Annotated in this window: 16 protein-coding genes; 6 read left to right on the top strand and 10 right to left on the bottom strand. The window is 41.2% G+C overall.

What is annotated here, in order from left to right; genetic code table 11:
- Positions 1-25: 25 nt before the first annotated feature.
- Positions 26-1,585, top strand: coding sequence for a VCBS repeat-containing protein (locus tag HWE15_RS11430; RefSeq protein WP_290507669.1), 1,560 nt, complete (start codon positions 26-28; stop codon positions 1,583-1,585).
- Between the two features lie 9 nt (positions 1,586-1,594).
- Here HWE15_RS11430 and HWE15_RS11425 read toward each other — a convergent pair whose 3' ends face one another.
- The 3 genes from HWE15_RS11425 to HWE15_RS11415 all read right to left on the bottom strand — a co-directional run bounded on the left by HWE15_RS11425 (position 1,595) and on the right by HWE15_RS11415 (position 7,772).
- Positions 1,595-3,007 carry a DUF1501 domain-containing protein gene (locus HWE15_RS11425; protein ID WP_290507668.1) on the bottom strand — a complete coding sequence of 471 codons (1,413 nt, stop codon included), beginning with the start codon at positions 3,005-3,007 and terminating at the stop codon, positions 1,595-1,597.
- 2 nt (positions 3,008-3,009) lie between these two features.
- Complete coding sequence (locus tag HWE15_RS11420) at positions 3,010-6,357, bottom strand: DUF1553 domain-containing protein (protein WP_290507667.1); 3,348 nt, start codon at positions 6,355-6,357, stop codon at positions 3,010-3,012.
- A 170-nt stretch (positions 6,358-6,527) separates the two neighbouring features.
- Positions 6,528-7,772, bottom strand: a complete 1,245-nt coding sequence (locus tag HWE15_RS11415) for a dipeptidase (protein WP_290507666.1) — start codon at positions 7,770-7,772, stop codon at positions 6,528-6,530.
- A 168-nt stretch (positions 7,773-7,940) separates the two neighbouring features.
- Between HWE15_RS11415 and HWE15_RS11410 the strand changes: the two genes are divergently transcribed.
- The 5 genes from HWE15_RS11410 to HWE15_RS11390 all read left to right on the top strand — a co-directional run bounded on the left by HWE15_RS11410 (position 7,941) and on the right by HWE15_RS11390 (position 14,018).
- Positions 7,941-9,668, top strand: coding sequence for an alpha/beta hydrolase-fold protein (locus HWE15_RS11410; RefSeq protein WP_290507665.1), 1,728 nt, complete (start codon positions 7,941-7,943; stop codon positions 9,666-9,668).
- A gap of 5 nt (positions 9,669-9,673) precedes the next feature.
- Positions 9,674-10,558, top strand: a complete 885-nt coding sequence (locus HWE15_RS11405) for an ATP-binding protein (protein WP_290507664.1) — start codon at positions 9,674-9,676, stop codon at positions 10,556-10,558.
- A gap of 175 nt (positions 10,559-10,733) precedes the next feature.
- On the top strand, positions 10,734-11,735 hold the full coding sequence (locus HWE15_RS11400; RefSeq protein ID WP_290507663.1) for an acyl-ACP desaturase: 1,002 nt from the start codon (positions 10,734-10,736) through the stop codon (positions 11,733-11,735).
- Between the two features lie 54 nt (positions 11,736-11,789).
- Complete coding sequence (locus HWE15_RS11395; RefSeq protein ID WP_290507662.1) at positions 11,790-13,082, top strand: Zn-dependent hydrolase; 1,293 nt, start codon at positions 11,790-11,792, stop codon at positions 13,080-13,082.
- 78 nt (positions 13,083-13,160) lie between these two features.
- Positions 13,161-14,018: a pirin family protein gene (locus HWE15_RS11390; RefSeq protein ID WP_290507661.1), complete on the top strand. Its 858-nt coding sequence runs from the start codon at positions 13,161-13,163 to the stop codon at positions 14,016-14,018.
- On the opposite strand, the gene HWE15_RS11385 is transcribed toward HWE15_RS11390, so the two are convergent.
- The 7 genes from HWE15_RS11385 to HWE15_RS11355 form a co-directional block, all read right to left on the bottom strand.
- Entirely contained in the window at positions 14,015-14,788 is a 774-nt protein-coding gene (locus HWE15_RS11385; RefSeq protein ID WP_290507660.1) for a Rossmann-like and DUF2520 domain-containing protein, read from the bottom strand. The two genes, HWE15_RS11390 and HWE15_RS11385, sit on opposite strands and share 4 nt — an antisense overlap.
- An 84-nt stretch (positions 14,789-14,872) precedes the next feature.
- Positions 14,873-16,270, bottom strand: a complete 1,398-nt coding sequence (lpdA, locus tag HWE15_RS11380; protein ID WP_290507659.1) for a dihydrolipoyl dehydrogenase — start codon at positions 16,268-16,270, stop codon at positions 14,873-14,875.
- Positions 16,271-16,321: 51 nt separating this feature from the next.
- Entirely contained in the window at positions 16,322-16,675 is a 354-nt protein-coding gene (locus HWE15_RS11375; protein ID WP_290507658.1) for a four helix bundle protein, read from the bottom strand.
- 150 nt (positions 16,676-16,825) lie between these two features.
- Positions 16,826-18,358 (bottom strand): 2-oxoglutarate dehydrogenase complex dihydrolipoyllysine-residue succinyltransferase, encoded by a 1,533-nt coding sequence (odhB, locus tag HWE15_RS11370; protein WP_290507657.1) that lies wholly within the window; start codon positions 18,356-18,358, stop codon positions 16,826-16,828.
- Between the two features lie 66 nt (positions 18,359-18,424).
- Entirely contained in the window at positions 18,425-21,220 is a 2,796-nt protein-coding gene (locus tag HWE15_RS11365) for a 2-oxoglutarate dehydrogenase E1 component (protein WP_290507656.1), read from the bottom strand.
- Between the two features lie 123 nt (positions 21,221-21,343).
- On the bottom strand, positions 21,344-22,297 hold the full coding sequence (locus tag HWE15_RS11360; protein ID WP_290507655.1) for a hypothetical protein: 954 nt from the start codon (positions 22,295-22,297) through the stop codon (positions 21,344-21,346).
- A gap of 19 nt (positions 22,298-22,316) precedes the next feature.
- Positions 22,317-23,969 (bottom strand): SusD/RagB family nutrient-binding outer membrane lipoprotein, encoded by a 1,653-nt coding sequence (locus HWE15_RS11355; protein WP_290507654.1) that lies wholly within the window; start codon positions 23,967-23,969, stop codon positions 22,317-22,319.
- Positions 23,970-23,976: the final 7 nt, after the last annotated feature.

Raw genomic sequence — 23,976 nt, 5'->3', positions numbered from 1 at the left:
TTTAAATTCAATCTCCTTCAACTCTATGAATTCTAAATTTTTGAAGTTTTATGCACTACTTTTTTTCATCCCATTTTTGATTTTTTCTTGTAAAAAAGCTACTGACACCCCTCAATCGCAAAAATCAGACAGCTATCTCTGGGAAGATCAAACAACTATTTATCTTCCCGAAACAGCCGAGTGGACCAATCGAGTTGAAGTAACAGATTTGAACAAAGACGGAATGATAGATTTGATTTTTGCGAATGGCGGGAATTATTCAGAAGCGGGAGAACTCGAGTCAAGCCGAGTATTTTTAAATCAGGGTCCGGAAAGACAATTCCTTGAAATTACTGACAGGGTTTTTGGTGAAGCGAAGTTCTATGCACGAGTGATCAAAGCTCGAGATTTGAATAAGGATGGCTATTTGGACCTGGTGATTGGAAATACCTTTCAAACACAAAGCGAACTCTATTTTGGTACCGAAGAGGGTGGCTTTATTCGAAAAACTTCCACCAACCTTCCTGCGATTTTAGCGAGTATTAGCGATTTGGAATTTGGGGATGTAGACAATGATGGGGATCTCGATATCATTTTGGCTGATTGGGGACCTGGCTCTAATATGGAGAATAATGGAGGAAGAACCATGCTTTGGTTGAATGATGGAAACGGGAAATTCGAAGATGCTACCGCCTCTCAAATGCCCGATATTTTGATTCAGTTTTCCTGGGATCTGGAGTTTATTGATTTTGATAATGACTTTGATCTGGATATTGCCATTTCCTGCAAACGGTGTGGAACAAGTCGGTTATTCGTGAATGATGGTACCGGGAAATTCGAGGATAAATACCTGCTGCCTGCCTATACAAATAATTATGAATTTGAAGCTATAGACATCAACCAAGACGGTTATTTGGATCTGGTGACTGTCAATGACGGGGAAATTGTTGGCCAAGTTTCTTGGTCAAGGAGAGAGCATATTTTTTTAAATGACAGTGCCAAGGGATTTATTGATGCAACAGCTCAGCTTTGGCAAGACCCGGATAATATTGGTGAAGACGATAATAATGTTGCCTTCTTGGATTTTGATTCGGATGGCGATCCCGATTTTATTTTGAGCAGCCTTACCGGTGAAGATCGGCTTCTGGTCAATGATGGATTAGGTAAATTCCAATTGAGACAGAAGGTTCTTTCCGGAAAAGATACCCCTCATACACTATCTCTGGTTTTTGCCGATATCAATAACGACCACAAAATGGACCTAGTCATGGGTCAAGGGGAAGGGGAAAAGGATATTGAAGAGCGAATTTTTATAGGAAAAGCAATTCCAGAAGATAGGGCAAAACCCATCATCTCTCATTTTGAGTTACTAGAATCGGAGCAAGAAATATTTGAAGTTAGGGCTAGGATTCATGACAACAAAAGCCCCAGCATTCCTGAAGATTGGGAATCAGTTTATTTAAAAGTCAACATGGACACAATAGCCATGCAATGGTATGGAGAATACCTATGGCGAGCTCAATTCAAAAATGTAGGAGAAGAGAATAATATCGAAATATGCGCATCCGATGCAGCCGGAAATCAGGCATGCCTCAAAATCCAATAACCAGGTTGGTTAACTTAAAATATCCTTAACCACCCTTCCTTCAACATCTGTAAGCCTGAATCTTCTTCCCTGGAATTTGTAAGTAAGCCGTTCATGATCCAAACCCATCAGGTGAAGCAGAGTCGCATTTAAATCATGGACATGCACAGGGTCCTCCACAACATGGTAGCCAAACTCATCGGTTCTTCCATATGTTAATCCAGCCTTCACTCCCGCTCCAGCCAACAACATCGTATAGGCATCCGGATGATGGTCCCTACCAAAATTATCTTTGGTCAATTGACCTTGAGAAAAGCAGGTTCGACCAAACTCTCCTCCCCAAACGACCAGAGTATCTTCCAACAATCCCCGCTGTTTCAAATCCATAATTAGAGCAGCGCTTGCTTGATCTACTTCTTTGGCCCTCTTTCCAATTTCTTTGGGTAAATCACTGTGATGATCCCATCCTCCATGATATACCTGAATAAACTTTACGCCACGCTCTGCGAGCCTTCTTGCAAGAAGACAATTACTAGCGAAGGTTCCAGGCTTTTTACTATCCTCCCCATATTGCTCATAGATATAGTCTGGCTCACCCTTCGTGTCAACTACCTCCGGAACAGAAGTTTGCATTCGAAAAGCCATTTCGTATTGAGCCATTTTTGCTTTGATCGCAGGATCCTCCCAAAATTCGAAAGCACCTTCCTGCATTTTCTTCAGGTAATCCAATTGCTCTCTTCGGGCTGATTCAGATACTCCAGGAGGATTGGTCAAAAACAAAACTGGATCTTTGCCTCCTCTAAAACGAACCCCTTGATGTTCAGCTGGTAAAAAGGCACTTGAATACAAACCTGCAAACCCTCCTTCCAAACCTTCTGTTTTGAGAACAATAAAGGCAGGAAGATTTTCATTATCAGATCCCAGACCATAGCTAATCCAAGAACCAAATGATGGCCGGCCTGGAAGTTCTGACCCCGTATTGGTGAACATTTGAGCAGGCTCATGCTGAACCGAAGCTGTATACATCGATTGGATTTTGCAGAGTTCATCCGTAATCTTCGACATGTAGGGCATCAAATCACTCATCCACATACCGCTTTGGCCATTCTGTTTGAAATTCCAGCGAGTTCCTACGAGTGGAAGAGAATTCTGAGCAGATACAGTCCCTGTCACTCGGTCTCCCAAAACGCTACCTGGAAGATCCTGTCCATTCATTTTCACCAACTGAGGTTTATAATCAAACAGATCCAATTGGGAAGGAGCACCTGCCATGTATAGGTAAATAATTCTCTTTGCTTTTGGGACAAAGTGAGGCCCGGTAGTAGATGCAAAAAGTGTGGTTGGATTGAGTAAAGAAGCTAAAGATACTGCACCAATCCCCAGTGAAGTTCTAGTCAAAAATTCTCTCCTTGTCAAAGGTGTATGTATATGATTGTGTCCCATGATTACCTTTTCATGTAAGTTTCATCGAAATTATAAATGGAGTTAGCAACTACTGCGAGCGCAGCGGTTTGGATTTTATCCAGCATTGGATCCCGTGGCCTTTCCCCGACTGCCAGCAATGAATCAGCACGGGCCGGATTTTCCTGGAAATATTTGAAAGCACTTTCGTAATGTTCCTTCAAGGTATTCAAAAGCTGATCATTGGGACTCACTCCTGTGGATAGCCGGAAACTAAGCGTAAGCCTCTCTTCCAATGATTCCTTTTCTTTGATCACGAGCTCCGATAAAAATCTAGATGCCTCCACAAATTGAGGAGCATTTAACAGGTTCAAAGCCTGAAGCGGAGTATTGGTATTTTCCCTTCTGGTAATACAAATTTCACGGTTTCCAGCATCAAACGTAACCATAAAAGGTGCTGGAGAAAATCTTCTTGAAAAGGTGTATAAACTCCTTCTGTATAAATTCAATCCAGTATCCTGCTTGTATTTATGAAGTTTGAAAGAGAAATCTCCTAACTCAGCCCAAAGACCTTCTGGCTGATATGGTTTCACGCTAGGCCCTCCCACCTCTTTATTTAAAATGCCACTTGAAGCCAAAGCATTATCTCGGATAAATTCCGCCGGTAAGCGATAACTGCTAGCCCGAGCATAATACTTATTATCAGGATCTTGCTCGTATTTTTCTTCATCCGCAAAGGAAGACTGCTGGTACGTTGCTGACATCACCATCAACTTCAACATTTTTCTCAAATCCCAATCACTCTCCATGAACTCGTTCGCAAGCCAATCCAAAAGTTCAGGATGCGTGGGCAAATCACCTTGGATTCCAAAATCCTCCGAGGTCTTTACAATCCCCTTCCCAAAAATCATTTGCCAATAGCGATTAATAATTACTCGAGAAGTGAGTGGATTTTCTGGATTTACTAGCCATTTAGCAAGGCCTAGTCGATTTCTGGGATAATCCTCCGGAAAGGGTAAAATATACTCCGGAGTGCTTGGCTGAACTTCTTCGAGATACTGATTATAAATTCCTCGACTCAATAAATAAGTTGGTCGAGGTTTAGGCATATCTTCCATGACCATCACTTCCCGAACAGAGCCTAATAGAGCCGTTTTTCTTTTTCTCAATTCTCGAATCTCATTCCTGAGATCAATGGCAGATTTCTCTTGCGAAATAAGATGCTCTAATGCCAAAGACTCTGAAATTGAATTCTCCTCCAAACCGCCGAGAGAAGCCATTTCTATAGAAGACAATTCCCGATCATACAACTTCACTTCATCCATTACTCCCCTGTAAATTCCAGGATCAAATGAGAAAAGCCTGTAGCTTTTTCCAAGCCGAACTGGAAGCGTATCCAATTTGGAAGTGTATTCATGAATTGGAAGAATACTTCGACTTAATTTATCGGTTAGAATTGATAGTTCTTGATTTTCACCATTGATAAAGATTGAAATTCCTGAAGCCTTACCTGTCCCATCATAAGTAAATCCAACTTGAGACCAGCGAGCAAATTCTACCACCTGCTTTGTTGTCACCTCAATATAATCATCCGGAAGGCGGTGAATTAGACGGAGATTGAGATGATTAGTGGAATCGAGAAACATTTCCCATCCCCGATAAAAACTGCCGAAATTCCCACTGTTTCCAATAATATTTTGAATGTGCCTTGTATCTTCTTTTTTGGGATTAATCCATAGGCTCACACTGAAGGGATCATAGAGATCATAAAACCCAGATTCATTTAAGCTGACATAATCATAGTCATCATCGAAAGAAACTCCTTTTCCAAACTTACCTTCAACTAATTCTACCCCAAGTGTTGCCTCAGATTTTTTATTCTTATCGAGAATTAATACCTCCTCAAATTCGACTTTCTTTTTCTTTGCCTTTTTAATAGAGTCAATCTTAGCCTTTTCCTTCGGTGACTTTTTCTTATACTCTTCAGCTTCCTCCTCAGCAAATGGATTCATCTGCTTTTTAGGACGTTTTGTCTTTTCAAAAGACTCAAAGGAAAAAGCGCCAACTTCATTTTCTATCTTTTTTATTCCCCCAATTTCAGCCACATAATCCTTGATCTCGGAGGCCTTTATTCTCTTTAATTCATTTTCTTTTTCCAAAATCAATTTGTCCAAAGAATCTAATTCACTTTTTTGGGAATCCTTAAAAAGAAGAAGTGTAGGAGGCCGGTTCAAATCTGTTGGTCCCAATCCATATTCATCAATGCTGTTGAAAAAAGCGGATAGCTGGAAAAAATTCTTTTGGCTAATTGGGTCAAATTTATGGTCGTGACACCTCGCACAGCCCATGGTCAGGCCCAAAAATGCCGTGCCGGTGGTGGATGTCCGCTCAGCAACATATTCTACTCGATATTCCTCTGAAACAGACCCCGCAGATGCTTCCATGGGATTCAACCTATAAAATGCAGTTGCAAGTTTATCATCTGTAGAGGCATTAGGCAGTAAATCTCCTGCAACCTGTTTCGTGATAAAATCCCGATGAGACATATTGCTTTTGAACGCTTCTATCACCCAATCCCGATAAGGCCACATCTCTCTATACCCATCAAAAGACACTCCGTGTGAATCAGAATATCGAGCCACATCTAGCCATTCCATTGTTAGACGCTCCGCATGTTCTTGGGATTCGAGAAGTCTATCAACCACTTTTTCAAAAGCATCAGGTGATTCATCGGAAAGAAAAGCATCCATTTCTTGGATAGTTGGAGGAAGTCCGGTCAAATCCATCGTGACTCTTCGTAAGAGCCTTTCTTTATCAGCTATGGGATTAGGTGTAAGATTCTGCTGCTGCAGTTCCTTTTGAATAAAATGGTCGATTGGATTATTTCTTTTCCAATCCGTATCTAAACTAGGTATTTCAGGAGATTCAACCGGAATAAAAGACCAATGATCTTTCCATTCTGCTCCTTGTTGCACCCATTTGGCTATGATGGCAATTTCCTTCGGACTTAGCGATAGATTTGATTCAGGTGGAGGCATGATTGTCTCTGGATTCAAACTGATCATCCGGTGAAAAACCTCACTGGATTTTAGATTTCCTTTAACAAAAGCCTTTTTACCTGAAGCTAATTTCTCAAACGCCTCAGATTCGATATCCAACCTAAGCCCTGCTTTTCTCGACCCCTCATCCGGCCCATGACAGGCATAGCATCGGTCAGCCAAGATTGGTTTTACATGAAAATTGTAATCGATTTGATCAGGCAATTCCGAATATGCCAATTCTACTTCGTCTGGCAAGGAAGGTTGACATGCAAAGACAACTTGAAGAATTAGAAGTGAAATAGTGGAAATCCAAGCACCAGGCCAATAAAATTGTTTATAGTTAAGTTTCATAAAAAAATATTTATACTAAATATAAGGATTTATCTATAAAGCACTGATTTTAAGAGAAATACTTTCCTTGAAAAAATACAATTTCCTATCCTTACATATCTCCAAAAAATAAAAATCCAGACTTTCTCAAGTCTGGATTTTCAACTCTTTCGAAGCAATAAATTAAAACCTTACTTGGAAGAAAACTCCTCCACAGCCTTCCAAACTCGAAAAATATTTTTGTAGCAAATTTTTTCAATATCCTCACGAGAATAGCCTCTCTTCAGAAGTTCGGCAATCAAATTTGGAAACATCGAAACATCCTTTAAACCTGTCGGCAAAGAATCTCCTACTCCATCAAAATCAGATCCGAAACCCACATAATCAACCCCAACTAGACTAACTACGTGGTCGATATGATCGGCAACTTTTTGAACGGTAGGAAAAGGATTATTCGCAGCTGCATATTCAGCGATGTAAGCTTGAGCGGCAGAATCTCTTCTGCTCAAATTGTTTTCTGCGAGCCAATTCACAATATGCTCCCGGACTTTTGCCTGACCAGCAGCATAGGTAGAATCAATGAAGCTTCCACCAAAATTAATCATCATTACTCCCCCATTTTCAGCCATTGCTTTGACCAGTTCGTCACTCATATTTCGCTCAAAACCGGGTGTAAACTTTCTTGCGGAAGAATGGGAAGCAATGACTGGAACTTGGGTGATCGCCAATGCATCCAGAAAAGTCTCATCAGATACATGGCTCAAATCCACCATAATTCCTACCCGATTCATTTCCTTCACCACTTGCTCACCATACTCACTCAATCCTCCATGTGGTCTTAATGAATCATAACTACTATCTCCAATTAAATTGGCTTTTCCATGCGTAAGAGTAATATACCGGATGCCTCGTTGGTGAAAGTATTCCACATTTTTGATATCATCCTCTAGTCCAGCTCCATTCTCCATGCCCATAGGCAGAGAAATCAATCCCTTGGCGAAATTGGCTTCGATATCAGCTGGGCTGTAGGCCATGGCAAACTTATCCGGGAATGTTTGAGCTAGACGCTCAGTCATCAAAATCAAGGAATCCGCCAAAGCTTTTGACGCTCCAGGTATTTGTTGATTTCCTGCAGGAATGTAAATCGACATAAATGGCGCATCGAGGCCTCCCTCCTTGGACCGGGGATAATCAAAATTTCCATCAGGAGTACGTACTGAGACGTCTAATATTTCTCGCTGAAGAGTAAAGCCCCCAACCTTCATTCGGTAGGGAAGATCCACATGGCCATCGACCATAATGGTGGATTGGGCAATTTCTTTTGCGACTTCAAAACGTTCCGCATCGGACATTTTAGTGTAATCTACCGCCTCTTCTTTGGGCTGACAGGCAAAAGCAATCAAAAGAGCAACAACTAGGAAAATGGAATTTTTCATTTCATGATAATTTGACTTGGAAGATAAATGCTTTCGCTGGCTAATCCCAAAAAAATACATAGAAGGCCACTACACCCAAAGAAATGTTCAATTCGGATTTATACTTTCCCCCAATTCCAAATAATCAATCGAATATTCGTAAATTTCTATAAATCAAACCCCAGCATCATGAAAAGGCTTTTCCTTCCCCTAATAGGTCTTTGGCTTATTTTTTCCTGCCAATCAACAGAACACGCTCCGATCACCATTCAGATTAACCCTGAGCTCCAATCCGATTTGAAAGATGGAAGACTATTGCTCATTTTCTCAACAAATCCAGATGTCGAACCTCGCTTTGGCATCAATGACAGAGCAACGACTAATCAGGTTTTTGGAATGGATTTCGAAAATTACCATTCAGGTGAAGCTATAAATTTTGACAAGGATAGTTTTGGTTACCCTGTGGAAAATATTGAATCCCTTCCTGAAGGAGACTACACGATACAGGCTTTTATCCAAAAACATGAAACATTCAATCGGGAAGATGGGCATACAGTCAAGCTCCCTATGGATCAAGGAGAAGGAAGACAATGGGCCCGAGCTCCAAATAATATTTACAGTACTCCTCAGCAAATCAAATGGAGTAAAGGAAAGGCCCTTGAACTAACCATCGATCAGATCATACCACCGGTGGATGAGCCTGAAGACACTGAATACATCAAGCATATTAAAATCAAATCGGAAAAACTATCCGAATTTTGGGGGAGAGATATGTATTTAGGAGCACATGTATTGTTACCCGAAGGATTCAATGAAAATCCTAATCAATACTATCCTCTGATGGTCTTTCATGGTCATTTCCCTTCCGATTTTGGAGGTTTTCGGACCATTCCACCCGACCCCAACCTTCCTGAAGATAATTACAATGCCCGATTTGGAATCTATGGATATGAAAAAATCCAGCAGCAGGAGGCTTATGATTTTTATCAAAAATGGATTTCCCCGGACTTTAAGCGCTTTATCGTGATTGAAATTCAGCATGCCAACCCATATTATGATGACAGCTATGCCGTCAATTCGGAAAATTTAGGTCCCTATGGAGATGCTATCACCTATGAACTGATTCCTTACATCGAAGAGCAATTTAGGGGAATCGGCGAAGGATGGTCCAGATTCTTGTATGGTGGATCTACTGGCGGTTGGGAAGCCTTAGCAGTACAAGTATTTTATCCTGATGAATACAATGGATGCTTTGCTGCTTGTCCTGATCCCATTGACTTTCGCGCCTATACTTCTGTCAATATTTATGAAGATGAAAACGCCTATTATCAAACTGGTCCATTCCGAAATACGCTTCGTCCAGGCCACCGCAACTACTTGGGGCATGTAGATGCAATGCTACGGGATATGAATCACCGAGAATTAGCAATCGGCGGACCTAAATCCCGATCAGGCGACCAATTTGATATTTGGCAGGCTGTATTTTCTCCAGTAGGGGACGATGGTTACCCTGTCCCAATTTGGGATCGATACAGCGGGGAAATCGATCCAGTTGTTGCTGACTATTGGCGAGAAAATTATGATCTTCGCCACATCATGGAGCGGGATTGGAAAACACTGGGTCCAAAGCTTGAGGGGAAGATCCATATTTACTGTGGAGACATGGACAATTACTATTTGAACAATGCCGTGTACTTAACAGAGGAATTTTTGGAAAAAACCGAAAACCCTTACTATGATGGAGAAGTTGCATATGGTGATCGGGCCGAGCATTGCTGGAATGGCGATCCGGATTTACCAAATTACATAAGCCGACTTCGGTACAATACTCTTTATTTGGACAAAATCCAGAAACGTCTAGAAAACTCTGCCCCTTCTAATTTTAATCTTAAAAACTGGACACTAACCAAAAATTAAAACTCATGAAAAACTATCTCAAAGCATCGATTTATGGAATCGGAGCTATTGTGCTTTTAGCGCAATGTACTCCTCAAAAAACTACTGAAACCGAAGAAACTGTCATCGTAGAAGAAGTAAAAACACCCAGCCTAACCTTAGTTTGGGAAACTCCGGAAACATTAGAAACTGTGGAATCTGTATTATTTGATGAATCCACTGGAAAAATTTACACTTCCAACATTATCGGTATGGATCCACTGGAAAAAGACGGCAAGGGATCCATTTCCATTATCGGAACCGATGGAAGCATCATCGAGCAGGACTGGGTGACTGGTTTGAATGCCCCTAAAGGGATGGCTATTTCCAATGGTCATTTGTATGTGACTGATATCGATCAATTGGTAGAAATCAACCTTGAGTCAGGTGAAATTACCAACAAATGGGCTGTGGAAGGTTCTCAATTCTTGAATGATGTTGCTGCACATGATGGAGTGGTTTATTTCACTGACATGAATACTGGAAAGGTTCACAGATATCAAAACGGAAGCATTTCTACTGTTTCTGAAGGTCATACTTCTATCAATGGAATTGCTGTTGCCAATGACGGAAACATTTATGGATTAGATGAAAGCGGCCTAAAAAAGTGGAATGCAGATGGAAGCACCACAATTGTAAATGCTGAAGTAACTGGTGGAGATGGATTGGTGATTTTGGGGAATGACAATTTTGTAGCTTCCCGATGGGTTGGAGAAATTTGGTTTGTATCTCCTGATGGCGCAACAAAAATGCTGGATACCAAAGAAGCTGAATCCAATACGGCTGACATCGGATTCAACGCTTCTGAAAACATCGTTTACGTTCCAACCTTCTTTAAAAATAAGGTGGCGGCCTATAAATTAGACTATTAATTCGTCAAAGGTTTTAGCTTTAAAGCCTGCAAAATTTTGCAGGCTTTTTTTATATCCCAAAAAACACCCTTTGGTGGAAGCCAAACCGCGATTTAGCTTTTTTAATACTATTTCTGCCTATTAGTCCGTACCTTGTAGGAATATTACTTTCTCAAACCAGCATTAAAGCTAAATTATGAGTACATCAAAGCCAATCAATCACGAACTGGAGAAAAACATGGAAGTAATTTCCCAGTTGGATGACATCGTCGGTGAAGCAGTAGATACCATTCTAGTTGATCCCGATGATTGCTGGCAACCATCCGATTTTCTTCCAGATTTTCAAAACCCTGAGGTTTTCGAAGAAGTCAAATTACTCCAAAAAAGAGCCGAAGGAATCCCCGACACAGTTTTAACTTCCCTTATTGGAAATATGATTACGGAGGAAGCACTTCCCTCCTACCAAACCTACTTCAACCTATTGGAAGGCATCAATGATGAACGATCATTGCTCAATCCTTCAGGCTGGGTCCGTTGGTCAAAATCTTGGACTGCTGAAGAAAACAGACACGGGGATTTGCTAAATAAATACCTCTATCTCACGGGCCGTGTCGATATGAATGCAGTGGAGCGAACAATCCACCGTTTAATCACAAACGGGTTTGACCCAAAATCGGAATCAGACCCTTATCAGGCCATGATTTATACCAGTTTTCAGGAGCGAGCTACAAAGATTTCCCATGTGAATACCGGTAAATTAGCAGATAAGGCAGGAGATCATGTCCTTTCAAAAATTTGTAAAACCATTGCAGGTGACGAAGCAAGACATGAAAAAGCTTATAAGACATTCATGTCAAAGATTTTCGAAATCGACCCAAGCGGAGCTATACTGGCATTTGAAAAAATGATGCGAAAGCAAATTGTAATGCCCGCTGTTTTAATGGGAGAAGGAAGCAGCAATCCATCCCTTTTTGAGCAATTCTCTGCCATTACCCAAAAAGTAGGGATTTACACAGGTTGGGATTATGCAAGAATTATTCAACATCTCGTAGATCATTGGAAAATCGAAGCATTAACTGGACTTAATGATGTGGCTGCAAAAGCCCAGGATTATTTATCCAACTTGGCAGATCGCTATATGCGTTTGGCAGATCGGATGAAAGCTCCCGATGAAGTCCAACTTGCTTGGTTAAAATAACACCATTGTCCTTCCTTTTTGGGAAGGACTTTTTTATTCCAAAACATTGCACCCATGAAAAAACTTCTGACTCTTGGATTTATTCTTTCATTCCTATCCACTCAATCCTTCGCTCAGCAATTAAAAGTCAACCCAGATAGACTGCATGAGACCTTGATGAAACTTTCAACCTTTGGAAAAAATGCACAAGGAGGCTCTGATCGAGTAGCCTTCTCAGATTTTGACATCCAAGGACGTAACTATGTGATGGGGTTGATGAAAGAAGCTGGATTGGATGTTTCCATTGATTTTGCAGGAAATATTATTGGAAAAAGAGCAGGTCAAAACCCAAACCTTAAGCCCATTGCCTTTGGTTCTCATATTGATGAAGTACCCAATGGAGGCGATTATGATGGACCGGTGGGATCATTAAGTGCAATTGAAGTGATCAAAACCCTTCAAGAAAATTCCATTTCAACACAACACCCATTGGAAGTAATCATATTTACCAATGAAGAAGGTGGCGTGATTGGAAGCAGGGCATTGGTTGGATCATTAAGTGAGGAAGCCCTCCAAGTCGTGAGCAATGCAGGAATCACTCAATATGAAGGAATCAAAAAATTGGGAGGTGATCCTGATCGAATTCCCGAAGTAGCAAGAAAATCTGGAGATCTAGCCGCTTTTCTGGAACTCCATATCGAACAAGGAGCGAATCTCTACAACGAAAAACTGGATATTGGTGTAGTGGAAGGAATCGTTGCCATCGAATGGTGGGAATTTACTTTTAAGGGGTTCGCAAATCATGCCGGAACTACTCCTATGAATCTTAGACAAGACCCAATGCTTCCAGCAGCTAAATTCATTCTTGCGGTAAATGAAACCATTCGCTCCATTGAAGGTCGTCAGGTTGGAACAGTAGGGAAAATTCAGGCTTTCCCGGGAGCGGGGAATGTTATTCCTGCCGAAGTGAAATTGAATCTGGAAATGCGGGACCTTTCATCTGAAAAGATTTGGGATATTTACCGAAGCTTGGAAAAACAAGCTCACCAATTTGCTGAAGAATTCAATGTTGAATTGGATATCCGCCACATCGATGTAGCCTCTACCCCTGCTTTGGCAGATCCTGAAATTCGAAAAGTCATTCAATCTACAGCAGAATCCTTAGGTTTATCCACACTAAGCCTTCCAAGTGGTGCCGGACATGATGCCCAAGAAATGGCTCGAATTGCCCCAATGGGAATGATATTTATTCCAAGCAAAGATGGAATTAGCCACTCTCCACAAGAATTTTCTACTAAAGAAGACATTGCAAATGGAGCAAATGTCCTTTTGAATACCATTTTACAATTAGATCGAGAGATTAAATAAGTTCCGCCCAAAATCTTGAACTTTCTTCCTGAATTAATGATTTAATGTCTATACATGAATTAATTTAAATTGAAGATAATGCTACGATCCATTAAAAAAATACATGGCGCAGAATACCGCCCAATTGCAGATTTGATCACGTATAGCCCGATGCCAACCCGGAGCTTGGATATGATTGACCCTTTTCTTTTTCTGAACCACCATGGGCATCAAACTTACCCTGAAAACAACCGGGGACTGCCTTTTGGACCACATCCCCACAGAGGAATGGAAACCGTCACTTTTATTCTAGAAGGAGACATTATGCATAAGGATTCCTCTGGTCATGAATCCGTAATTGAGGCAGGAGGAGTTCAATACATGACTGCTGGAAAAGGCCTCATTCATGCAGAAGTCTCCAGTTCGGAATTCAAAAAGAAGGGTGGAGATCTCGAGATTTTACAACTATGGATGAATCTACCTGCAGCAAAAAAAATGGTAACCCCGCACTATGTGGGATTGCAGAAAGAAGAAATTCCAACCTTAGAATTGGACGAAGGGAAAGTAAAAGTACAGCAACTATTCGGAGAATGGAATGGAGTTTCCGGTGCTTTTGAAGGCAATTTCCCAGTTAGTTTAAGTACTATTTATGTGGATGAGGGAGGAAAATTTGAAAAAGAAATTCCAGCTGAAGAGAATATTTTCTTTTACATCGTTCGGGGAAAAGTAAGCGTGAATGGACAGAGTATTCCATTCAGAAATTTGGTCGAATTCTCAAATGAAGGTTCAACTTTGAAAGTAAATGCTGATGAGGATTCAGTTGTGATTCTGGGTCATGCGCTGCCTTTCAATGAGCCCGTGGTTGCTCAGGGCCCTTTTGTCATGAATACAGAGCAGCAGATTTATGAGGCTTATCAAGACTACCAAACAGGGAAATTCGGTTCTTGGAATGGCTAAGAATCAATAATGTCCTGAGAAATCAGTCTGTAAATTTCTGCCAACTGTTCATTATAATTTAGAAAACGGTGATGCTCTTCCAAGGTCTCGTAATCTTCCCGGATTGCGGGACCAGTTTGAGCTTTTTTGGCCCCAATCTGCAAACTTTTTGAAATCGTTTCAACGATGAGTGGTTTCAACATTTCAAAATCTAACCCTTGTCTTTGCATCAATTCCTCTGCAATTCGAATCATGTGATTGGTAAAATTGCTGGCAAAAACCGCAGCGATATGCACCGCCTTTCTGTCTTTAGATCGGACAGTATAGATGTGATGAGATAAGCTTTTCGCCAATTTTCGAAGAATCTTTAAAATTTCCTGGTCATCCGATTCCAACAAAAAAGAGACCTCAGAAATATCCGTTTTTTGGCCTTTGGTAAAAGACTGCAAAGGATAAAAAATTCCTGTATATGAAGCTGAACTATAGTTTAGAATATCCAAGGGTAAAGTACCGGAGGTATGAACCAAGATACTTTCCTCAGGAAGAATAACGGCATCTGCAATCTCGGGAACAGCATCATCTTTAACGCATAGAATAAAAATCCGAGCTTCACTATCGGAGAAATCTAAATCATCTTTGGGAAGAGCCGTATACAGGCGTTCCGTGACGTGCTTAGCATGATCTAAATTGCGAGAATAGACTTCTGTAATTTGATGTCCTGCATTCTCCAACGCAGGTGCCAAATGCCATGCAACATTACCCGCACCCAAAAAAGCGATTTTATAAGTCATGAATGAATTAAATCATTTTTAGCAGAAATAAAAAAGCCAAATTCAATGATTGAATTTGGCTTTCCTTCTTTTTAAATCTTTGAATTAAATATGCAAAGCTCGATTTTCAGTTGCCGCTAAACAAGCCTCCTTAAATGCTTCTGTATAAGTTGGATGTGCATGTGACATCCGTGCGATATCTTCCGCAGAAGCTCGATATTCCATCGCAACAACAGCCTCAGCAATCATGTCTGCAGTTCGTGGACCAATCATATGCACACCTAGAATTTCGTCGGTTTCAGCATCCGCTAACACCTTCACCAGCCCATCAGTATCCATAGAGGCTCTCGCACGACCTGATGCCATGAATGGGAATTTACCAACTTTATATTTTCGTCCACTTTCCTTTAACTGCTCTTCCGTGTAACCTACAGAAGACACTTCCGGCCAAGTGTATACAACTCCTGGAATCAAAAGGTAATTGATATGTGGCTTTTGACCTGCAATAGTTTCAGCCACAAACACTCCTTCTTCCTCTGCCTTGTGGGCGAGCATGGCTCCCTTCACAACATCACCGATAGCATAGATATGAGGCACCGAAGTTTGAAGATGATCATTAACTTCAACTTGGCCTCTTTCGTTGATTTTTACTCCCGCAGCTTCAGCATTCAAGCCGTCCGTATATGGCCGGCGGCCAATGGAAACCAACACATAATCTCCTTTCAACTCAACTGCTTCTCCTTTACTATTTTCTGCAGTGACAATTACTTCCTTGCCTTTATTTTCTACAGCAGTGACCTTGTGCTTAAGATAAAAATCAAACCCCAGCTTCTTGAGGGACTTTTGCAATTCCTTACCCATGGTTTTATCCATGGATGGAATCAAGGAATCCAAATATTCAACCACGGAAACTTTTGCTCCCATTCGACCATAAACAGAACCTAGCTCCATCCCGATTACTCCTCCGCCGATCACGATCAAATGTTTCGGGATCTCCTTCAGCTTCAAAGCTTCCGTAGAGGTAATGATTCGTTCCTTATCGATTTTGATAAAAGGAAGAGATGCCGGTTTGGAACCCGTAGCAATGATGATATTCTTTCCTTGAATCTGCTCCTCACTACCATCTTCCTTGGTCACTTTGATGGTATTCGCATCAACAAATGAACCCACTCCTTGATGAACCTCAATTTTATTCTTTTTCATCAAGTATTGAATCCCATCAACATTTTGCTTGACCACATCCTCTTTCCGAGCAATCATTTGCTTTAAATCTACCTTAAGATTGGAAAGATTGATTCCATGGGTTTTAAATGTATGGAGGGCATTGTGGTAATGCTCCGAAGAATCCAAAAGCGCCTTGGATGGAATACATCCCACGTTGAGACAAGTTCCTCCAAGAGTAGGATATTTCTCAATAATGGCTGTTTTCATTCCCAATTGTGCGCCTCTGATAGCCGCCACATATCCACCTGGTCCTGAGCCAATTACTATTAAGTCGTACATTTTTTAGACTTTGTACAATGTACTCAGTACGAAGTACTAAGTATATTGAGGTTATACATTCAAGTTTTGTTTGAGCTTTACTATCATATTTTGAATATGTTCAAGCTCTTTTTCAATTATTTCAAAATCATCATTATTGACATAGCCCAAACGATTTGAAATAATCATTTGAGTATCCAATTCAAAAGAAGAACCCAGCGAAACACCTAAGAAATGGTTAAAGTCTTTATTAGTATTTCTTCCAGCTCCCTCTGCAATATTTGAAGGGATAGAAATTGCACATCTGTTAATTTGAGAAATTAGGCCAAATCTCTCCTCAGAGGGCAACTTTTCTGTGACTCGGTACACTTCTACAGCAAGATCTATGGCCTTTTGCCATACTTTTAATTCTTTATAGCGATGCATGATTGAAAAATTTTAGTAAAATATATTTTCTACAAATTACCTAAAATCCTCTTTCATCCATCAAGCCAAGGACAATTTGAAACAAATACCAAGCTCTCAAAATATCTCGGATTAAATCATTGTACTTGATACTTTGTACTTGGTTCACTATTAAACTCCAAATAACAATCGCTCTGGTTCTTCAAGCAATTGCTTCACTCGTACCAAGAAGCTCACAGACTCTCGTCCATCGATGATGCGGTGATCATAAGAAAGAGCCACATACATCATAGGAAGGATTTTCACTTCACCGTTCACTGCCATCGGACGCTGAACGATATTATGCATTCCTAAAATCGCAGACTGAGGAGCATTGATGATCGGAGTAGACATCATAGAACCAAATACACCGCCATTGGTAATGGTGAATGTTCCTCCAGTCATCTCTTCGATAGATAATTTATTATCGCGAGCCTTGGTAGCTAAGCGAACGACCTCTTTCTCGATTTGGTCGAAGCTCATCCCTTCTGCATTTCGAATTACTGGAACGACTAATCCTTTTGGAGCAGATACCGCAATGGAGATATCACAATAATCATGATATACAATTTCGTTTCCATCGATTTTTGCATTTACAGCTGGCCATTCCTGCAGGGCTACACAAACAGCTTTGGTGAAGAATGACATAAAGCCTAGTCCAACACCGTGTTTTTCCTTGAAAAGGTCCTTGTACTTGGAGCGAAGATCCATAATGGGTTTCATGTTGACTTCATTAAATGTCGTCAACATTGCCGTTTCATTTTTCACCGCAACCAACCGTCGGGAAACGGTTCGGCGAAGCGAGGACATCTTCTCACGTTTTTCATCTCTTGAGCCAGCTACTCGAACTGCTGATTGTGCCACTGGCTCTTCTTTATTCTCTTGTTTTGGTGCTACTGGCGCTTGTTTTTGAGCGGCTTGAGCATCTTCTTTGGTGATTCGACCATCTTTTCCGCTTCCCTTTACTTCCTCTGGGTTAATTCCTTTTTCTGCCAAAATCTTAGAAGCTGCCGGTGAAGCATGACCTGAAGCATAGGATTCCTTGGAAGGAGCTGAAGTAGAAGCCGGAGTGGAAGATGGAGCTTCAGAGCTAGCAGCAGCAGGCTTTCCTTCCATCACCTCAATCTTACAAATCAATCCACCGATTTCGAGGGTTTCACCTTCCTGAGCGACATGTCTCAATATACCAGTTGCCTCCGCAGGTAATTCAAAGGTTGCTTTATCAGAATCGACTTCAGCAATAATTTCATCCAGTTCCACAAAATCTCCATCTGCCTTCAACCAATTGGCTAGAGTAACCTCTGTGATAGATTCACCTACTGTAGGAACAACCATTTCTTTGACTTCACCCGTAGCTTTTGGAGAAGCAGAACTTGAACTTGCTTCTGCTGGAGCATTAGAGCTAGGTCTTTCAGAAGAAACGCCAGAAGTAGATTCTTCAATGACACAAATTACTGCACCAATTTCTAGTGTATCTCCTTCTTGGGCTTTAATGCGAAGTGTTCCCGCAGCCTCTGCCGGAAGCTCGAATGTTGCTTTATCAGATTCTAATTCACACAGCACTTCGTCCATTTCGACTTGGTCACCGTCTTTTTTGAACCACTGACCTACCGTCACCTCGGAGATGGATTCCCCAACGGCCGGAACTTTGATTTCTTTGCTCATGAGATTATGGTTTTGGCTTCTACCTATCGGTCAAAGCATCACTTTGATTATTCTGGATTGATTATTTTAAAATTTCAGGGCTCTAGTTATGATATTTTTTTGCTCTTCGACATGGACCTTATTGTAACCTGTAGCTGGAGAAGCCGATACTTTCCGTGCTATCAACTCCAAGCTGAGTTCTTTGTAAAGTAGGCGAAGCATATAAGTCCAGTAGCCCATATTTTCTGGTTCCTCCTGTACCCAAACCAATTCCGCATTTTTATATTGCTTCAATGCCTCCATGATTTGCTTTTTGGGAAGCGGATAGATTTGTTCGATTCGGATGATGGCTACATTATCGATTTTCTCTTTTTCCCTAGCCTCCTCGAGGTCATAATAAATTTTGCCTGTACAGAGAATAACACGTTTTACTTTCTTAGGATCAACCGTGCTATCTGTAATAATTTCTTTGAAATTGCCGGAAGTAAATTCCTCAATAGGAGACATTACTTTAGGATGACGCAACAAGGATTTAGGTGACATGACCACGCATGGTTTTCTAAAATCCCAAGCCACCTGTCTTCTCAATAAATGGAAGAAATTAGATGGGGTCGTGATATTTGCTACGATCATGTTGTATTCTGCAGAAAGTTGCAAGAATCGCTCTGGTCTCGCATTGGAATGTTCCGGACCTTGACCTTCATATCCATGAGGGAGGAGCATCACAATTCCATTCTGTTTTTGCCATTTGGATTCACCAGAAGAAATAAACTGGTCAATCATGGTCTGCGCTCCGTTTGCAAAATCACCAAATTGAGCTTCCCAAATAGTCAATGAATGAGGATTCGCCATGGCATAACCATATTCAAAACCTAATACAGCATATTCGGAAAGAAGGGAATTATAAATGTAAAATTGCCCTTTTCGCTCCGGCATTTCCCGCAAGGAATTATAAGGTTGATTAGTGGTTGCATCATGAATGACCGCATGCCGATGGGAAAAAGTCCCTCGCTGAACGTCCTGACCTGTAATCCGAACGGTTTTTCCTTCCAAGAGAAGTGAGCCATAAGCCAGCAATTCTGCAGCGGCCCAGTTCAAACTTTTGGATTCAAAGAACATTTCCTTCCGCTGCTTCATCTGAACTTCAATCTGCTTAATTGCCTTGAAGCCTTTTGGAATAAAGGTTAATGCTTGAGCAACTGTATCAATCATTTCAGAAGCAATTCCGGTTTCAGGAGATTTTTCAAAATCTTCCGGCTTGGAATGTCGTAGATTTCCCCACTCCCGCTCGAATTTGGTCATATGGTAAGGAAGCGGTTTTTCCTTCACCATATTCAATCGGTCCTGTAGGAGTTTACGGAACTCCTTGTCCATTTGCTTTGCAATCTTCGCATCGATATCACCTCGCTCTGTCAATTTTTTAATATATACCTCACGAGGGTTCGGATGCTTGGAAATAATATTATAAAGTTCAGGCTGCGTGAACTTCGGTTCATCTGATTCATTATGTCCATGTCGACGATAACAAACCATATCTACGAAGATATCTCTGCCGAATTTCTGTCTGAATTCAACCGCCAATTTTGCTGCAAATACCACCGCTTCTGCATCATCTCCATTCACGTGGATAACAGGAGCGTCAATAATTTTTGCAACGTCGGTACAATAGATAGAAGAGCGGGCATCATCAAAATCAGTGGTAAAACCGACTTGATTATTGATCACAAAATGGATAGTTCCTCCGGTATTGTAACCTTTCAGACCAGCCATCTGAGTTACTTCATAGACAATGCCTTGTCCTGCGACTGCAGCATCACCATGGATTAAAATCGGAAGCGCTTTTTTGGCATCACCTTTATGCTCCGAGTCAATTTTTGCTCTAATAAACCCTTCCACCACAGGGTTCACTGCCTCTAGATGTGAGGGATTTGGAGCTAATTTGAGATGAATATTTTTATTATCGGGAGTAACCAAATCGGATGAATAGCCCATGTGATATTTCACGTCACCATCACCCATAGTCAAGTCAGGCTTAGCTGTTCCCTCAAATTCAGAGAAAATCTGTTCATAAGTTTTCCCCATGATATTGGCCAGCACATTCAAACGGCCTCGGTGTGCCATTCCGATCATGGCTTCTTCAGCTCCTAAATTGGCTGCAGTAGTAATCACCGCATCGAGGAATGGAATAGTACTCTCCCCTCCTTCAAGGGAGAAGCGCTTTTGTCCTAAATATTTGGTATGCAAAAAGTTTTCAAAAACAACCGCTTGATTAAGCTTAAAAAGAATCCTTTTCTTTTCCTCAGTAGATGGATTAAACGCAAGGGCTTCTTTCTCTACCTTGGTTTTGAACCAATCCAACATCTCAGGATCACGGATGTAGAGATATTCAAAACCCATAGGGCCTTCATAAATCGTCTTTAAAGCTTCGATGATATCGGAAAGCTTTGCCTTTCCAATGCCAATTTCATTTCCGGCCTGGAACTCCGTATTCATATCTTCCGCCCCTAAGCCGAAGTCTTGAGGGTCAATCAAGGCTTTCCGGTCTCTTCTTTCCCGGACAGGGTTTGTCTTGGAACGTAAGTGGGCACGGGATCGATGTGCGTGGATCAGAGCTCTAACTTTTATTTCCTTGGGCAACTGCTCCATATCCATGATTGTACCCGGCGTAGCAAGCGAACCATTCTTGGAAACCGAAGTCGAAGCAGCGCTTACTACAGCAGCAGGGCCATCTTCACTTTCCCCATATTGAGTCAAAGCAAAGTCAAAGCCATCAAAAAAATCTTTCCAACTTGGATCAATGGATTCAGGATCAGATTTATAGGACGCATACAACTCATCGATATAGGAAACATGAGCATTTGCGATGAAGGAAAATTTATCCATGGTTATTTTGTCTTAACTCAACAAAACTAACCCGAATAAATTGTATTAAAAAATTGAATATTCGTTTATCCAAATATGCATATAAAAAATAATAGCGGTGCAAATTACACCGCTATTATACATTTACTTAAAGATTGATTCAGGCCAAGGCTTGCCAGCATTGGACTTAATAGTCACAAGACCGGTTTCACCATCACTATTTAACCACTGAATAACTAAGTTATCAGCATCGGCACTTACTACTGTCATAGAATAAGATGCACTATACTTATCAGATCCTGACATTGTTAATGCCCCACAAGCGTCATTTATACGTACATTACCATTTCCCCATGAGTCACCATAGCAATCCCAGAAACCAAAGGTACCATCAGAAATGGTATAGGCTCCAGGAGTACTTGCTACTGCAGTCCATGTAGTAGTACCAGTAATGGTACCAGGACAAGAACCATAAACAGACTCCATATTGGATTGTTCAAAGTCATAAGTACCTGCCAAATCAGATGGACAGATCACGCTGACATTGTACTGGAAAGGAGATGCATAGAACGGCGCACCTGCCACGTTGTTATTCACAGATGTATTTGTGAACGAACGACCAAAACGATCATTCAATACCAAACGGAATTCAAACACATCTGCACCTTCAACATCAGTAGGGGTCAATCCTACCGCCTGAATCGCATCAAGTGCAGAAATTTCGAAAGAAGTCCGAAGGAATCTGGACTCAGAATTAGGTGCAAAATCTGACTTCTGAAGAGTCAAAACCAAATTATCTCCAGTAGCAGGCGTAAATTCCAAACCGACACCTGGGATCAATCGTCTATGACGAACATAAATCTCAACCGTTTCAACGGAATTACCATCTTCAGCATCAACAGCTTCCAAAGTCAATGCAAACTTGGAATTAGCCAAATCGAAGAAATTGAAGGTTGTGCTAGTTCGAGCAATTGTTCGCAAATATGCCCCTGTATCGAAGTCGGTATAAGGGATATTCGGCTCAACAAAGTCTCTACAAGAGCTGAACAACATCAGCGCACTTGCTAGCAAACCAAAACTATATTTTAACATTTTCATATTTTTCTAGAATTTTTGGTTAATAAACCCAAGCGTTACCCGGAGGATTTGTATCCCAGAACACCTGTACGGATTGATCTGCTTTCTGAACAGCCTTGTTGTTAGTAACCATGTAGTTGTTTGGATAGAAGAATGACCGAGGGAAAGTACCTGGGTTAGGCTCCAATCCTGGCTGCATATTATCAGGCTTACCAGTTCTTCTGTACAAGTTAAACGCCTCAATACCGCTACCAAATAGAGACAACCAATACTCACGACCGATAATATCCATACGATCATCAGCTGAAGCAGCATCATCGTATTCATCTCCAACATAAGTAAGGTAATTAGCAACCTGCTGATCGTAATCAATTCCTTCATCACCTAAGAATGAAGAGATTGCTCCAGCTTGAGAAGTACCCATACTCCAATCATACACATAGTTCATATGCTTTTCGATTCCACTAAGCATATAATCTTTTGCATCACCAGAAGTACCCAAGGTTAAGGCAGCTTCAGCTAACATAAAATCTACATAAGCAGCCAACATGATAGGATGTACACCAGCACCCTGCGCTCCCAAAGATGGGTTGTTCACAGGAGAAGCAGAGTCATCGTCAAAACGACCTCCTGCAGGATATACACCCCATGCAGTACGCTTCAAACCATCTGGTGGAATACCGTCAGGATCCAGGTGATCACGACCCCAGTATCCTCTTTCTCCTGGTAGACAGTAGATAAAACCACCTACAAGGTACTGAGGAGGAGGCAACTGAGTGATACACTCGATCTCGTCTGGATTGGTTGAATTAACCAATACTTGACGATAGAAATAGAATCTTGCTCTTGGATCATCAAATCCTTTTGCTTCAGTCAAGTGCCACATGTAGTAGGTAGACTGGTAATCACCACCACCAGAGGTGTACTGACCAGCAAATCTTGGATGACGAGAATCAGGGTCAGCAGCTGTAGTTCCAAATTGGAATACAAAATCATCACCTTCTTTCAAGAAATTATCTTCAGCAACCAAGGCATTGATAGCAGCAGTAGCTCCCGAAGGATCAACCAACTTTCTGTTAAGATGGTATCTTAATTTCAAGGTGTTAATCAATCGGATCCATTTAGTGTAGTTTCTTCCATAATAATAATCATTAGGAGAACCAGAACTTGTAGAAGCTTGGAAATGAGCCTGTGCTTCATTCAAAGCATCAAGTGCTGCAAAATAAACAGACTCACCTGAATCTACTCCAGGGTTAAATTCATCTGGATTTAAAGCCTCAGAATAAGGAACATCTCCATAAGAATCTACCAAGTGAAATAGTACCATGGCCTTGATAGTTTTGGCAATTCCCAAGTGTCTTAAGAATTGTGCTTCTTCAGCCAAAGGCTCTAGAAACTGAATATCTGCCAAGATGTTTGCATAAGCATTACTCCAATACCCGTTAGTAGTAACAGGAGTATATGCGCCTTCGTACTGAGCCGATCCCTGGTTGATAATTCGGGTCAATCTCATTCCGTCATCACCTATCGTATTAAATAGGCCTTGATAATCCAGCTGAATTCTGTTTAACAGAAAATCAGGGGAAGCGGTGTCAGCGTTTACCGCATTTGGGTTTTCCAAAAGATCAAGATCACAGGAAACCGCAAACAACGTACTTGCCGCCAACAATAAACTATATATTCTCTTTTTCATAATTGAT

The sequence above is a fragment of the Algoriphagus sp. genome, from assembly GCF_013373065.1.
GTDB lineage: Bacteria > Bacteroidota > Bacteroidia > Cytophagales > Cyclobacteriaceae > Algoriphagus.
Note: the sequence above shows the minus strand (reverse complement) of the source record. Positions and strands in the feature narration are given on the sequence as shown.

Coding starts and splice junctions, on each gene's coding strand:
- HWE15_RS11430 (WP_290507669.1), top strand. CDS start 26: ATGAATTCTAAATTTTTGAAGTTTTATGCACTACTTTTTTTCATCCCA.
- HWE15_RS11425 (WP_290507668.1), bottom strand. CDS start 3,007: ATGGGACACAATCATATACATACACCTTTGACAAGGAGAGAATTTTTG.
- HWE15_RS11415 (WP_290507666.1), bottom strand. CDS start 7,772: ATGAAAAATTCCATTTTCCTAGTTGTTGCTCTTTTGATTGCTTTTGCC.
- lpdA (WP_290507659.1), bottom strand. CDS start 16,270: ATGTACGACTTAATAGTAATTGGCTCAGGACCAGGTGGATATGTGGCG.
- HWE15_RS11385 (WP_290507660.1), bottom strand. CDS start 14,788: ATGACTTATAAAATCGCTTTTTTGGGTGCGGGTAATGTTGCATGGCAT.
- HWE15_RS11395 (WP_290507662.1), top strand. CDS start 11,790: ATGAAAAAACTTCTGACTCTTGGATTTATTCTTTCATTCCTATCCACT.
- odhB (WP_290507657.1), bottom strand. CDS start 18,358: ATGAGCAAAGAAATCAAAGTTCCGGCCGTTGGGGAATCCATCTCCGAG.
- HWE15_RS11405 (WP_290507664.1), top strand. CDS start 9,674: ATGAAAAACTATCTCAAAGCATCGATTTATGGAATCGGAGCTATTGTG.
- HWE15_RS11360 (WP_290507655.1), bottom strand. CDS start 22,297: ATGAAAATGTTAAAATATAGTTTTGGTTTGCTAGCAAGTGCGCTGATG.
- HWE15_RS11420 (WP_290507667.1), bottom strand. CDS start 6,357: ATGAAACTTAACTATAAACAATTTTATTGGCCTGGTGCTTGGATTTCC.
- HWE15_RS11355 (WP_290507654.1), bottom strand. CDS start 23,969: ATGAAAAAGAGAATATATAGTTTATTGTTGGCGGCAAGTACGTTGTTT.
- HWE15_RS11390 (WP_290507661.1), top strand. CDS start 13,161: ATGCTACGATCCATTAAAAAAATACATGGCGCAGAATACCGCCCAATT.
- HWE15_RS11410 (WP_290507665.1), top strand. CDS start 7,941: ATGAAAAGGCTTTTCCTTCCCCTAATAGGTCTTTGGCTTATTTTTTCC.
- HWE15_RS11375 (WP_290507658.1), bottom strand. CDS start 16,675: ATGCATCGCTATAAAGAATTAAAAGTATGGCAAAAGGCCATAGATCTT.
- HWE15_RS11400 (WP_290507663.1), top strand. CDS start 10,734: ATGAGTACATCAAAGCCAATCAATCACGAACTGGAGAAAAACATGGAA.
- HWE15_RS11365 (WP_290507656.1), bottom strand. CDS start 21,220: ATGGATAAATTTTCCTTCATCGCAAATGCTCATGTTTCCTATATCGAT.